General features: G+C 30.4%; 12 protein-coding genes. 2 read left to right on the top strand and 10 right to left on the bottom strand.

What is annotated here, in order from left to right:
- Positions 1 to 21: 21 nt before the first annotated feature.
- Positions 22 to 1074: a FecCD family ABC transporter permease gene (locus EG57_RS0204565; protein ID WP_032076096.1), complete on the top strand. Its 1053-nt coding sequence runs from the start codon at positions 22 to 24 to the stop codon at positions 1072 to 1074.
- Positions 1074 to 1865, top strand: a complete 792-nt coding sequence (locus EG57_RS0204560; protein ID WP_029159071.1) for an ABC transporter ATP-binding protein — start codon at positions 1074 to 1076, stop codon at positions 1863 to 1865. The genes EG57_RS0204565 and EG57_RS0204560 overlap by 1 nt, the downstream gene beginning before the upstream one ends.
- 65 nt (positions 1866 to 1930) lie before the next feature.
- Here EG57_RS0204560 and EG57_RS0204555 read toward each other — a convergent pair whose 3' ends face one another.
- From EG57_RS0204555 to deoB, 10 genes are all read right to left on the bottom strand, one after another.
- Positions 1931 to 2089, bottom strand: a complete 159-nt coding sequence (locus tag EG57_RS0204555) for a zinc-ribbon domain-containing protein (protein WP_007063126.1) — start codon at positions 2087 to 2089, stop codon at positions 1931 to 1933.
- Positions 2090 to 2263: 174 nt separating this feature from the next.
- Positions 2264 to 2752 carry a MarR family winged helix-turn-helix transcriptional regulator gene (locus tag EG57_RS0204550; protein ID WP_032076095.1) on the bottom strand — a complete coding sequence of 163 codons (489 nt, stop codon included), beginning with the start codon at positions 2750 to 2752 and terminating at the stop codon, positions 2264 to 2266.
- On the bottom strand, positions 2718 to 4307 hold the full coding sequence (locus tag EG57_RS0204545; RefSeq protein WP_029159073.1) for a DHA2 family efflux MFS transporter permease subunit: 1590 nt from the start codon (positions 4305 to 4307) through the stop codon (positions 2718 to 2720). Before EG57_RS0204545 ends, EG57_RS0204550 begins: the two co-directional genes overlap by 35 nt.
- 14 nt (positions 4308 to 4321) lie before the next feature.
- Positions 4322 to 4972 carry an HlyD family secretion protein gene (locus EG57_RS0204540; RefSeq protein ID WP_029159074.1) on the bottom strand — a complete coding sequence of 217 codons (651 nt, stop codon included), beginning with the start codon at positions 4970 to 4972 and terminating at the stop codon, positions 4322 to 4324.
- 18 nt (positions 4973 to 4990) lie between these two features.
- Complete coding sequence (locus EG57_RS0204535; protein WP_032076094.1) at positions 4991 to 5971, bottom strand: efflux RND transporter periplasmic adaptor subunit; 981 nt, start codon at positions 5969 to 5971, stop codon at positions 4991 to 4993.
- 220 nt (positions 5972 to 6191) lie between these two features.
- Entirely contained in the window at positions 6192 to 8213 is a 2022-nt protein-coding gene (locus EG57_RS0204530; protein ID WP_032076093.1) for an HD domain-containing phosphohydrolase, read from the bottom strand.
- Positions 8214 to 8580: 367 nt separating this feature from the next.
- Positions 8581 to 9174: a 50S ribosomal protein L25 gene (locus EG57_RS0204525; RefSeq protein ID WP_032076092.1), complete on the bottom strand. Its 594-nt coding sequence runs from the start codon at positions 9172 to 9174 to the stop codon at positions 8581 to 8583.
- A 214-nt stretch (positions 9175 to 9388) separates the two neighbouring features.
- Complete coding sequence (locus tag EG57_RS0204520) at positions 9389 to 10060, bottom strand: Ig-like domain-containing protein (protein ID WP_032076091.1); 672 nt, start codon at positions 10058 to 10060, stop codon at positions 9389 to 9391.
- Between the two features lie 203 nt (positions 10061 to 10263).
- The gene (locus tag EG57_RS0204515; RefSeq protein WP_032076090.1) at positions 10264 to 11565 is read right to left on the bottom strand and encodes a pyrimidine-nucleoside phosphorylase; all 1302 of its coding nucleotides are present in this window, start codon (positions 11563 to 11565) and stop codon (positions 10264 to 10266) included.
- A gap of 17 nt (positions 11566 to 11582) precedes the next feature.
- The gene (gene deoB / locus EG57_RS0204510) at positions 11583 to 12764 is read right to left on the bottom strand and encodes a phosphopentomutase (RefSeq protein WP_032076089.1); all 1182 of its coding nucleotides are present in this window, start codon (positions 12762 to 12764) and stop codon (positions 11583 to 11585) included.
- Positions 12765 to 12848 lie beyond the last annotated feature (84 nt).

Genomic DNA, 12848 nt, shown 5'->3' with positions numbered 1-12848 from the left:
ACTTATAGAAGGGATTTAGTTATGAATTTAAATGATAAGAAAAAAATAATAAGATTTATGTTTCCAATAAGCATAGTTTTGTTATTCTGCATAATGCTGTTATCCAGCACTTTTGGAACAGCAAATATAGCCTTTACTGAAACCTTAAATGTAATCTTAAGCAAAATACCATTTTTAAATAATTTTGCTTCAATATCTGAAATACCTAAAAATCATACTCTTATAATACTTAAAATTAGACTGCCTAGGATATTTCTTTCAGCTCTTATTGGTATGGGACTTTCCATAGTTGGTGCCTCTTTTCAGGCAATATTTAAAAATCCAATGGCAGATCCTTATATTCTTGGTATATCCTCTGGTGCGGCCCTTGGAGCTGCACTTGGATTTGTATTGAAATTAGAAAATTCCTTTTTAGGATCAGCTTCAATTACAATAACAGCATTTATAGGTTCAATCTTAACTACTATACTTGTATATAACATTGCTAGGGTAAAAAACAAAATACCTACTAATACCCTTCTTTTAGCAGGTATATCTGTAAGCTTCCTTTTATCTTCTCTTATTTCTGTTATTATGGTATTTAACAGAAATGAAGTTGAAAAAATTGTTTTTTGGACAATGGGAAGTGTTTCTGCTGCAAACTACAATGAAATCCTTTTGCTGCTACCTTTTTTGTGTATTGGCATTTTTATAATAATAGCTCTTTCAAAGGATTTAAACATAATACTCACAGGCGATGATACTGCTAGAAGCTTAGGTATAGAAGTTGACAATGTAAAAAGAATAGTTCTCATTGTTTCTTCTATGATTGTTGCTGCTTGTGTATCTGTAAGTGGAATAATAGGTTTCGTTGGGCTTATTATACCTCATGCAGTGAGAATACTTTTAGGTCCAGATAATAAAATTCTGATTCCTTTTTCATTGGTTTTTGGAGCTGCATTTATGGTAATTTCAGATACTTTGGCAAGAACAATAGCTTCTCCAGCTGAAATACCTGTAGGTGCTATAACCGCTTTATTTGGAGCTCCTTATTTTATATATCTCTTAATTAAATCAAAAAAGAAGGTGATGTAATGGAAGCCATAGATTTTCCTGAAATTAGAGTTAATAATTTAAGCTGCAGTTTTGAAAACAATGAAGTGCTTCACAATATTAACATAAACTTTGAAAAAAATAAATTTTATAGCATTTTAGGACCAAATGGTTCTGGAAAAACCACATTATTAAAAAAACTTGGAAAAACTTTAGAAGCTGAGAAAAAAACCATTTTTATAGAAAATAAGGATGTTATAGACTTCAAAAATAAAGCTCTAGCTAAAAAGCTTGCTGTAGTACCTCAAAATACTATTTCAGATTTTGATTTTTCTGCTTTAGATATTGTGCTTATGGGAAGAGCTCCTTACATTTCTAGATTTAGAGAAGAATCAAAAAAAGACTATGATATTGCCAAAAATGCAATGAAAATAACTAATACTTGGCATTTTCATGATAAGTGTATAAACCAATTAAGTGGAGGAGAACAACAAAGAGTTGTTATTGCAAGAGCACTAGCGCAGGATACTGATATTATACTATTAGATGAACCTATATCTCATCTTGATATACAGCATCAAATTGAAATCCTAGACACCATTAAATCTTTAAGCAAAAAAGTAACTATTATAGCTGTACTTCATGATCTAAATTTAGCAGCACAGTACAGTGACTATCTAATTTTAGTAAATAAAGGTTCAATTTCTTTTCAAGGAATTCCAGAAGAAGTCCTTACAGAACAAAATATTAAAAAAGTTTACAATATAAATATGTGTATGATAAAAAATCCTGTGACAGGTAAACCATATATAATTCCTATTGGTAATGTGTAAAATTTTACAAAAATCAAAAACCCTATAAGAATTAATTCTTATAGGGTGTATAGTACAAATTTATACTACTTTCTGAATCCTCTTTGTTGTTTTCTAGCTCTTCTACAATCAGGACATCTTTGTGGTTCATTTTCAAATCCTTTTTCTTTGTAGAATTCTTGTTCTCCTTCAGTGAATATGAAGTCTTTTCCACAGTCTTTACAAACTATTGTCTTATCTGCCATTTCAACATCTCTCCTTTTAATTTTAATATTAAGATTTAAAAACTGATCTAAACTATGTTCCTAAAAAGAGGAAATGTTGTTAACCGTATTAAATCTCTTTTTGTAATTGTTTTATTTACATTACTCATTTACTATACCACATTCATAAATAATTATCAATGGTAAAAAAATAAATTATTCACATTTACTATTTTGTAATAACAAACTGAACTCCTGCAATCCATATATAATTTTATCAACCTTTTCTGCATCCATATTTTTAACTGCATCGGATATTATATGAGAAATAAATTCTTTCTTCATACTATCTATATCATTATTGTTTTTAAAGTTCTCCTCAATAGATAATTTCACAGTTCTACGATTATTTTTAGGTATTTCTCTAACTACTACCCCTTGTTTTGACAGTCTATCTACAATACCTGAAACTGTACTTTTAGTAAGCATTAAATGATTACTTAATTCATGAAGAGTTATACCTGGCATTTTGTATAAATGTACTATAACTGCAAGCTGTGGTGCTGTAAATCCATATTTTTTTGCACATTCATTAAACTTACATCTAAGAGTTTTTTGAACGCTTTTAATTATTTCAATTATTTTATCAGACTGTTCTGATGCCAATTCGTTATTCGGACATGACAACTCCTCCTTTTGCATCATTACGTTCACCTTCCTTATCTTGTTTTTTAATTGAATCTTTACTTCTCATAAGTAAAGTTAAAATTATTGCTGCTAATACTGCAAATGCAGTTACAGCAACAGCATATCCCATAGCATCTAAAGTTGCCTGTCCTTGCAACATTTTACTTAAATAGGCTACTGCAGAAACTTTTGCTGCTCCTTGTGATAAACCTGAATGCATGTATGATTTTGTCAATGTACTAATAGTATTAATAGCTGTTTGATTGTAATTATTTACTTGTTCAGCTAATTTTAAATAGTTATAATTTGTTTTACTCTGTATTAAGGTTGACATTATAGTTATGCTAAGAGCACTTGCCACCTGCCTTATGGTGTTATTAAGCGCTGATGCTCTTCCAACTAATTTTGTTGGTATTACATTCATTCCTGCTGTACTAATTGGCATCATTGCAAGCCCCATTCCCACTGATCTTAGGCAAGTAATGAATATTATATGTTCTCTGCTTGAATTCATATTTATTGCAGTTGAAAGCTCAATAGAACTTATTGCCAATATTACAAGTCCAGGTATAACAATTGGCTTTGCTCCAAATTTGTCAAACAAATTACCACTTATAGGCATTAAAATACCAACTACAATAGCTGATGGGAACATAATCATACCTGTCTCCATAGCTGTATAACCCCTTATATTTTGAAGGAATAATGGTAATACATACATTCCTCCCATCATTGCCAAAGATAAAACACTAGTTATAATTAAGCTTAAACTAAAATCAAATAATTTAAACACTTTCAAGTCTAATAAAGGGTCTGGATGAGTAAGTTCATTTACTACAAATAATACTAAACTTAAACACCCCAAGGTCATAAGAATAGGATTATGAATTTGAGTCCAGTCAATTGAAGAACCTTCTCCAAAAACATACAATACACTTACTAAACCAATGGTAGAAGATAAAAATCCTACTATATCAAAGGGTTTGAATTTTTGAATTTTTGTTCCCTTTAATAAAATACCTGCAAGTACTACTCCTATTATTCCTATAGGAACATTAACATTAAAAATAAGTCTCCAATCTAGCTTTTCAATAATATATCCACCTAAGGTCGGTCCTATGGCAGGTGCTGCCATTGCTGCTATTCCCCAAACACCCAATGCTAATCCTATTTTTTTTCTAGGAAATATCTCATATATTATACTCATTCCTATTGGCATTATCATACCACCGCCAATAGCTTGAATTACACGGAATGCTATCATGGATGCACTGTTCCATGCAAATCCACAAAGCAGCGATCCAAAAGTAAACATTGACAGAGCAAACATATACACCCTTTTAGATCCAAATATATCTTGTACATATCCTGTAAGTGGTATAATTGCTCCAAGCGCCAATGAATAAGCTGTAAGTATCCATTTTGCATCATCCATGGGCATTCCAAAAACAGTCATCATCTTAGGAAGAGCAATATTAACTATAGTACTGTCTAATATAGACATAAATGTACCAATTACAACTACGCATAATGATAACCAACTATTTAATGATACCTTATCCTTCTCTTCCATTATACCTCACCTCGTTATTTAATGTGAATCTTAACAACAGCATTAGTTCCTGGAAGTATTTTGGTATTAAACTTATTGAGTTCAATTTTTACAGGTATTCTTTGAACTACTTTTGTAAATGTACCACTAGTTGATGTTGGCAATATAGATAATGCAGAATTTGCTGCTTCTCCTACGGATTTAATTTTTCCAGTAAATTTTTGTGATGAAAACTGATCTATTGTAATATCAACATTTTGACCTACTCTTACTTTTCCAAGCTTTGTTTCCTCTACATCTGCTGTTATATAAAGTTTATTCGGATCTATTAATGTATATAAAGTCTGACCTTGTGACCAATTTTCTCCTATAGTACCTTGTTTTTTTACTACTATCCCAGAAATAGGTGCTCTTACTAAAGCTTGTTCCACATTTGAATCTGCAATATTATTCATATCTTGACGAGCTAATATTTGATTCTTGGAAACTGTTTCTCCTTCATCTACATTAAGTTCTAATAATTTACCTTGAATCTGTGGTGTTACACTTACTAAATCCGCACTAACTCTGGCATCATCAGTAGAAACAAAGTAAGTATTTTGATACCAATAATAAGCTCCTACACTTCCTATGGCAATAACAATCACTGCTAATATTATAAAAATTAATTTTTTACGCTTTTCCATACTAATATCACCTCTTGCTTATTTCTTCAATCCAACTTCTGCAAACATACCAGGTTTTAATAATGAATTAGGATCTACCACACTTACCTTAACCAAAATATTTCTGCTTTCAGAACTTAATTTTGAATTTATGACAGTTATTTTTCCTTGAAATTCTTTATCTTGTATTTCTGATACCTTAATTATTACATCCTGGCCTTCTTTTAATCCATTTACAATTTCAACAGGAGCATATGCATTTACACATAAAGCTCCAGAATTGGATATGGAAACAAGAGCTGCTCCTGGGGATGCTGTTTCTCCTACATTTATATTTTTTGCATTAACTGTTCCTGATATAGGTGCTGTAATCGTAGCATTGTTTAATGAAGTTTGTGCTATTTTTAACCCTGCTTCAGCTTCATTTACCTGAGCTTTAAAAACATCTATACTTGAACTTGTAGGTCCATTCTTTAGCAACTCCAATTGTGCTTGTGCACTTTTATATTGTCCTTCTGCACTTGCAAGCTGCTGTTTTGCTAAATCAAGTTGCTGCTGAGCTTCTGCTCCTGAACTAACTAAAGCTTGTATTCTATCATAAGTTTTCTTAGCAGTTTCATAACCTTGTGCTGCACCATCCACAATATCTTGTTCTTGTTCTACTTGTTCAGGACGTGACCCACTTGAAGCATTTGCTAAGTTTGCTCTAGCAGTATTAACTGTGGCTTGTGCTTTATCAACTTGAGCTTGTAAATCCTGAGCATCTAACTTAATAATAACGTCTCCTTGATTTACCTTCGAACCTACGTCTACTGATATTTGAGTAACTTTTGCTGAAATTTTTGAAGTTATATTTGCTTCATCATTTGCTTGAATTTTACCAGCCATTATAAATTGATTACTAGATGATTGCTGAATTGTTTTTGTATTTTGTACATTTTTGTTTGTATTGGCATTACTAGCACCGCATCCACTTAAAAATACTGCCAAAACTAAACAAAGTAAGCTAGCCTTTTTCATTGTAACACTCCTTATGCGAATTATTTCTATATATACTGTTCGTCTGCTAACATTATATACCTCTTAATTTCTATTTTCAACCATGCATATTGCCATTTATTGAAATATTTTCATATAAACAATAAAATATTTTTAATTTTATCCTCTAAACTAAAAAAAGCTATTAAATATAAGATTATCATCTTAATTTCACAGCTTTTTATATAAAATATTTTTTTCTTTAAATACTTCCCTCTTCTAAGAGCTTTAAAAATTCATCTACTATAGCTGGATCAAATTGAGTTCCTGAACAACGTTTTAATTCTTTAATAGCATGTTCACTATTAGAAGCATCCTTATACACTCTTTTATGGGTCATTACATCAAAAGAATCAACTATATTAATTATTCTTGATAAGATTGGTATTTCTTCTCCTTTAAGACCTTGAGGATATCCTGTTCCATCAAACTTTTCATGATGACAAAGTATTTCATTTGCAACATGATTTAAGCCTGGCGTGGCTTTAGCTATTCTATAACCTATTTCAGTATGTCGCTTCATTGTTTCCCATTCTTCACTTGTTAACTTTCCAGGTTTCATCAATATATTATCTGGTATTCCCATCTTTCCTATGTCATGCAGCAAGCTTAATAGTTCTAATTCCTCCAGCTCATCTTTAGACAAATCAACCTTTTTACCTAATTTCATACTAAGCTTTTTAACTCTTTGAGTATGCTCTTCTGTTTCACTATTTTTTTCATACAAAGTTCTTTCTAAGGACATTATAGTTGCATTTCTGGAACTTTTACTTTCAGTAAGCTTACTTCTATACATTCTTTCTTCAGCTAAATTCATTACTGCCTCAGTACTTTTAGCTTCATCCTTTTTTGCACTTCCCAGAGCTATGCTTATCTTAAAACCAAATTCAGTAATTCTTTCACATTCTTTTTTAATATTTTCAATTAAATTGGATGCATATATGTCTTCTTTATTTATAATAAGTATTATAAACTCATCTCCACCCCATCTAGCAATAATATCATCTTGTAAACATATATTTTTCAATATGTCTCCTATTTTGCAAATTAATCTGTCACCTATTTTATGTCCAAAAGTATCGTTTGTAAGCTTTAATCCATTTAAATCTCCCATTATTATAGAATAATTTGCCCCATCCTCAGAATCTAGCTTGGAAAACTTTTTTTCCATATATACTCTATTTTTTAAGCCTGTCAATCTATCAGAATAGCTTAAATCCAAAATTTCATCATTAGCATAATCCAATTTAGCCAGCATTTTGTTAGTCGAATCAGCAATATTACTTATTTCGTCATTTCCACAAATGCTTAAGCGTGCTTTTGTATCTTTTGTTTTTGATACAGTATCAATAAAATCATTAACAACCTTAAGCCGCTTCAATATAATTTTATTAAAAAGGCTAATAAACGTAAGTATTACTAGAATCAATACCGATAAAAAAATACCAATAAAAATTTTAAAATAAAATTTACCCAAATTATATTCATTACGCAGCATAGATACAGAAGTTATTATAGATGCCTTTCCATTTATGTCTTCTACCTGCCTATAAGCCATAATAGAATCATTTTTTCTAATTACATTGTCTTTTTTATCTTCATATGTACTTTCTATAAATCTAACTTTACATTGAACTATTGAATTTATATAATTTAACAATGAATCATCCACACATCTTCCAATTATTAGTTCTCCATTGCTAAATGCCTTTCCATCACTTGTCGTAACAGGTGCATAACTTATAATAAATAGCCTTCCATCAACCATTAAAATGCCAGAGTGTTTATTATTATTATTCTTAAAAACTATTTCCTGACTAAATTTGCTTTTTTTATTTAAGAATTCATTTATTAGTGCACGTTTTGTTTTATCTTCCAAACTTACTGTTTCATTAAAAACTAAACTTCCTTTCTTATCTACTAAAAACATAAAATTTAAATTTAATCGATTTAATGTATAATTTTTAACATATAATTCTTTATTTTCTCCTGATAAAAAATTATAAGTATAATCCCATGAAGCCCAATCAGCACATGTTCTTTGTATATTCATTTCTTCCCTATTAAGTATATCTGTCACTGCATTAAAATTATTATTTAGACTTTCAGTCTCAACTCTATTAATATATTTAAAAATGATGAATCTAAACGCAGCAAACGTAAAAATTATAATAAATAAAAAACTTATAAAATACATTAATAGAGCTTTACCCCTAACACTCATCAACTTCATCCCCCTGATAATTTTATAAAAAATGTTATAAAATTCCATGTTTTTATACAAAAACTGATTCCAAGCATTTTGTTACAATATATTTAACATTCAGTTAAATTTCGTTTTGATTTTAGTATATTCTACAGCATAAATCATGTCAAACTTTAAAAATATTGTTACACAATATTTTTAGGAGACAATTATTATAGGATAATGAAGGTAATTTTTCATATTTATGTAACAAAGCTAATTTATTTTTAAAATTATTTTACTTTAAAAAAAACCGTATCAAAATTGTAATATGATTTTCTCACAATTCTAATACGGATTTTTAATGAAGAGTTAATAATCACTCTTACTTATTAATTACTATATATTAATCCTCTGTTTCTGTTTCTACTTCTTCATCGCTATCTTCCATAGACCTATCTATCACTTTAGTTATAGTTGCATATATCTCATTTTCTTTATCATGTATTTTAACTTGTTTGTCCAAATTAAGATCTTTTAAAGTAATAGCATCTCCTGCATTTTTTTGTGATATATCTACATGTATCACTTCTGGTATTAAAGCTATTTTCCCTAAAACACTAACTTCTGGTTTTTGAATTTGAAGTTGTAATTGATTTTTGGCTAAAGCTGCTTCTCCATTAAATGTAATTGGGACTTGTACTTTTACTTCATGATCTTTAGATACAAGCTGTACATCTAAGTGTATAATTTTATTTGAAACTGGATGTCTTTGAACTTCTTTTATAAATCCAAATTTCTTATCATCTCCACGTTTAATCCACAACTTTACATTTGAACCATGTTTAGCGAGAATTTTCATTAATGATACTTTTTCAAATTTTACTGGGTCTGATTTAGAAACACAGTCACCATAAATTACTCCTGGTATAAATCCCTCTTCTCTAAATTTTTTAGTGTTTTTTATTCTTTCTTCTGCGTTTAAAATAATTTGTTCCAAAATAAATCACTCCTCTGGCCTCTATTAAGCCGTTCTTAATTTTATCCAATCGCTAGCATCCGTAAGAGTTTTTGAGCTCCCCTTTCATAATGAAAGGGTAAGTGGTTCGCACCAAATTAAAAAGTGTTCTCTACTTATGCGGTAACGTTAGTGATTTAAACATTCAATTTTATTATAACACTGTTGTCCAGAAGTTGACTGTGTTTAAAAATATTTATTTATCTTCAAACGATTCTACAGTATATATACCACTTGCATAAACTCCATTACTTGAATCCAATATAGTTATCTGAACATTTTTTAATGTATTTAAGTTTATTAAAGGAGATGTTATTGTAATTACTCCATTGCTTCCCTTTATAGTACCAACTCCACTTTGGAACGTTAAGTTATTAGCAGTAGTTGAGTTTGTAATATCATTACCATTTTGATCTAAAACTTTATAATTTACTTTTCCACTACTTCCACCATCAAAACTTATTAAAGCAGTTGAAGTTATTTCAATCTTACCAATCTTTTCAATGCTAAAATGTACAAATCTATCTTGCTTCATCTGTACTCCTTTAGCTGAATGTACTTGCTTTCCTACCTTTAAAGTATAGCTTTCACCTGGTTTGTATCCTTCTGTTGGTGGATACACTATTATACTTTTGTTATCATTACCTAGTTGAAAGCTTATATTTACTTTATCCCCCTTACTATCAGTAACCACAATTGCTTGCTTAGTTAAATCATCATAACCGACAGCATCTGTAAACTCAAGTATCCACTTTTTGTTAGCATATACTACTTGATTGTCAGCAACTTGAAATGCAAGTACATTTGTCGAAAACAATAAGCTTGTTCCTAAAATGCACAATATAAGTAATAGTCTTAGTTTTTTCATAGCATTAACCACCTCTGTACAAATATTTATTTAAAATTTTACATATATATTAAATATATACCTTATAAGGTCATATTTCCACTAAAATCATATAAATTACCAAATTTATAAATAATAACTTTCCATGATTATATCATAGAAAGAGCACACCTGAATAGATGTGCTTCTAAATCATATAAACTATAAGTTATTATTAAAAATTTCTATTCTATGATTACTTTATGAATTAATATTGGTTTTTCTGCATGATTAGTGATTGAAATATTTTCATAAATTTTAGCTTTTACATCCTCTACATTTTCACGATTTGAATAAATAGTCAAAAGTGATTCTCCCTTTTCTACTTTGTCACCAACTTTTTTATGAAGCATCAAACCTACAGCTAAATCTATTGTATCCTCTTTTGTAGCTCTGCCTGCACCTAAAAGCATTGCTGCAATTCCAATTTCATCAGCTACAATATTAGAAATAAAACCACTTTCTTTAGCAGGAACGTGGATTTTATATTTTGATTGCGGCAGCTTTTCTGGATTATCTACCACCGATGGATCTCCACCTTGATTTTTAAGGAATAGCTTAAATTTATCTAATGCTTTACCATTTTTTATTACTTCAACAAGTTTTTTTCTTGCTTCTTCTAAATTATTTGCTTTTTTAGCCAATACAACCATTTGACTTCCAAGAGTTAACACAAGTTCTGTTAAATCTTCTGGGCCTTCTCCCTTTAACGTATCAATAGCTTCCTTTACTTCAAGTGCATTACCAATAGCAAAACCTAGTGGCTGCGACATATCAGAAATTATGGCCATGGTATTTCTGCCTACGCTATTACCTATTTTAACCATTGCATGTGCCAAATTTTCTGCATCTTTATCTGTTTTCATAAAAGCACCTGCACCTGTTTTAACATCTAGTACTATTGCATCTGCTCCTGCTGCAATTTTTTTACTCATAATTGAACTAGCAATTAAAGGAATTGAGTTAACAGTTCCAGTTACATCACGAAGTGCATACAGCTTTTTATCTGCTGGAGTTAAATTACCTGTTTGACCAATAACAGCAACTTTATCACGGTTGACTAGTTGGATGAATTGATCTTTTGTAATCTCTACATGGAAGCCTTTAATTGATTCTAATTTATCAATAGTTCCACCTGTATGCCCAAGTCCACGTCCAGACATTTTGGCAACAGGAACATCTAATGCAGCAACAAGAGGAGCTAATACAAGCGTTGTTGTATCACCCACACCTCCAGTTGAATGTTTATCTACCTTTATACCATCAATAGCTGATAAATCAATGGTTTCTCCCGAATTAACCATTGCCATAGTCAAATCTGATCTTTCACGATCATTCATGTCTCGAAAATAAATAGCCATTGCTAAAGAACTTGCTTGATAATCAGGAATTGTTCCTTTTGTATAACCTTCTACAAAAAAGTTTATTTCTTCTGTTGATAATTCTTCTCCATCACGCTTTTTTGAAATTATGTCTACCATTCTCATTTTAGTCACCCTCCTTTTTACTTTAAATTTTGTAAAAAACTTTCCCCATACTTAGGCATTTTTACATTAAAATTCTCAGCAACTGTGGCACCTAAATCAGCATAGGTCTTACGTATTCCTAAATTATTTCCTTCCTTGAAGCGTTTGGAATATGCGATTAGGGGAACAAACTCCCTTGTATGATCTGTTCCAACATAAGTTGGATCAGTTCCATGGTCTGCTGTAATCAACAATAAATCATCTTCTTTTAATTTTCCAAATACCTCTGGTAATCTTTTATCAAATTCTTCTAAAGCATTCCCATAGCCAATTGGATCACGTCGATGTCCATAAGCAGCATCAAAATCCACTAAATTAATAAAGCTAATGCCATGAAACTCTTCATCTAGTAGCGAAATTAATTTATCCATACCATCCATATTGGATACGGTTCTGATTGCTCTAGTAACTCCTTCTCCATCAAATATATCTGAAATTTTTCCAATGGCAATAGACTCCAAGTTTGTTTGTTGTAAATAGTTCATTACTGTCTCACCAAATGGTTTTAACGCATAATCATGACGATTAGAGGTTCTTTTAAATGTATCCGCAGTTTTACCAACAAACGGTCTGGCAATAATTCTTCCTAAAGTATATGGCTCATCTAATGTTATTTCACGACAATACTTGCAAATTTTATATAATTCATCTAGTGGTATAACTTCTTCATTTGCAGCAATTTGAAGTACAGAATCTGCTGATGTATATACTATTAATTCTCCTGTTTTAAGTTGTCTTTCACCAAGTTCCTTTATAATTTCTGTTCCACTGGCAGGTTTATTTGCAATAACCTTTCTGCCAGAAAAATCTTCAATTTTTTTAATTAATTCATCTGGAAAACCCTCTGGAAATACACGAAATGGTTTATCAATATGCAAGCCCATCATTTCCCAATGTCCTGTCATTGTATCCTTTCCACAAGAAGCTTCTTGCATTTTTCCAAAATAAGCTTTGGGATGAAATGCTTTTCTTATCCCTTTAATTTCATAAATATTAGATAACCCAAGAGATGACATATTAGGCATTTCTAAACCATTTTTCTTCTCAGCAATATGCGCTAATGTATTTACTCCAAAATCATTAAATTCTTTTGAATCTGGTGCTTCTCCTATTCCAACTGAATCCATAACAATAATATGTATTCTTTTAAATGGTTTCATAGTTTATTTTTCTCCTTCCTCTTTTAAGCATAATGCGAAGCAAAGCTTCGCAAGTTAAGAGTTAATAATTAAGAATTAATAGTG

The organism is Clostridium drakei (genome assembly GCF_000633595.2).
GTDB classification, from domain to species: Bacteria; Bacillota; Clostridia; order Clostridiales; family Clostridiaceae; genus Clostridium_AM; species Clostridium_AM drakei.
Note: the sequence above shows the minus strand (reverse complement) of the source record. Positions and strands in the feature narration are given on the sequence as shown.

What these genes read in the sequence shown, in the direction of transcription:
- EG57_RS0204515 (WP_032076090.1), bottom strand. Translation starts at nt 11,565, where the DNA reads ATGAGAATGGTAGACATAATTTCAAAAAAGCGTGATGGAGAAGAATTA.
- EG57_RS0204555 (WP_007063126.1), bottom strand. Translation starts at nt 2,089, where the DNA reads ATGGCAGATAAGACAATAGTTTGTAAAGACTGTGGAAAAGACTTCATA.
- EG57_RS0204530 (WP_032076093.1), bottom strand. Translation starts at nt 8,213, where the DNA reads ATGAGTGTTAGGGGTAAAGCTCTATTAATGTATTTTATAAGTTTTTTA.
- EG57_RS0204535 (WP_032076094.1), bottom strand. Translation starts at nt 5,971, where the DNA reads ATGAAAAAGGCTAGCTTACTTTGTTTAGTTTTGGCAGTATTTTTAAGT.
- EG57_RS0204545 (WP_029159073.1), bottom strand. Translation starts at nt 4,307, where the DNA reads ATGGAAGAGAAGGATAAGGTATCATTAAATAGTTGGTTATCATTATGC.
- EG57_RS0204520 (WP_032076091.1), bottom strand. Translation starts at nt 10,060, where the DNA reads ATGAAAAAACTAAGACTATTACTTATATTGTGCATTTTAGGAACAAGC.
- EG57_RS0204560 (WP_029159071.1), top strand. Translation starts at nt 1,074, where the DNA reads ATGGAAGCCATAGATTTTCCTGAAATTAGAGTTAATAATTTAAGCTGC.
- EG57_RS0204565 (WP_032076096.1), top strand. Translation starts at nt 22, where the DNA reads ATGAATTTAAATGATAAGAAAAAAATAATAAGATTTATGTTTCCAATA.
- deoB (WP_032076089.1), bottom strand. Translation starts at nt 12,764, where the DNA reads ATGAAACCATTTAAAAGAATACATATTATTGTTATGGATTCAGTTGGA.
- EG57_RS0204540 (WP_029159074.1), bottom strand. Translation starts at nt 4,972, where the DNA reads ATGGAAAAGCGTAAAAAATTAATTTTTATAATATTAGCAGTGATTGTT.
- EG57_RS0204550 (WP_032076095.1), bottom strand. Translation starts at nt 2,752, where the DNA reads ATGATGCAAAAGGAGGAGTTGTCATGTCCGAATAACGAATTGGCATCA.